The organism is Vibrio sp. 1167 (genome assembly GCF_033340375.1).
In the GTDB taxonomy this organism is placed as follows: Bacteria; Pseudomonadota; Gammaproteobacteria; order Enterobacterales; family Vibrionaceae; genus Vibrio; species Vibrio alginolyticus.
The window spans coordinates 1-475 of the sequence record NZ_JAWOWK010000035.1 but is presented as its reverse complement, the minus strand read 5'-3'; the positions used below and the strand labels follow the sequence as shown (position 1 = coordinate 475).

The 475-nt window shown below is 37.9% G+C and carries 1 protein-coding gene; it reads left to right on the top strand.

Features of this window, described 5'->3' with window-relative positions:
- Positions 1 to 162: 162 nt before the first annotated feature.
- The gene (locus R7Z78_RS24095) at positions 163 to 402 is read left to right on the top strand and encodes an SgrR family transcriptional regulator (RefSeq protein ID WP_249121495.1); all 240 of its coding nucleotides are present in this window, start codon (positions 163 to 165) and stop codon (positions 400 to 402) included.
- Positions 403 to 475 lie beyond the last annotated feature (73 nt).

The following is a 475-nucleotide window of genomic DNA, read 5'->3' as shown; positions in this document are numbered from 1 at the left end:
GATAAAAATAGTAGTAACATATTTCACTTAAACAAGTGATTGCACTTTTTCGAACGAGTTACAGTGAGAAGTCTTAGCTAATCCAAAACTAGTGGTTGGTTATTTTACATACTAAAGTCGAGTGTCGCATTCCTATCTATTTACAAACTATGGCGCTGCAAAATGACCGAAACATGCCTTCGCAGATTGAGTCAGTTATTAAATCATTATAATCATTCGCAATTGCATCAAGTAAGCTTAGATGAGTTAGAAACCGTATTCGCAACCTCTCGGCGTAATACTTCCAATGTTATAAAAATGCTACATGACTATGGTTGGATAAGCTGGACACCAGGTCGTGGCCGTGGAAAAGCTAGTACTCTCAAAGTTATGATTTCTATGCACCAAGCCCTGTATAGGTAAGCGTTCACCGAGGTATCTTGACTTACCAGATCTGAAGAAACATATGCAGTTTATAGATCAAAAACGTTTGGGT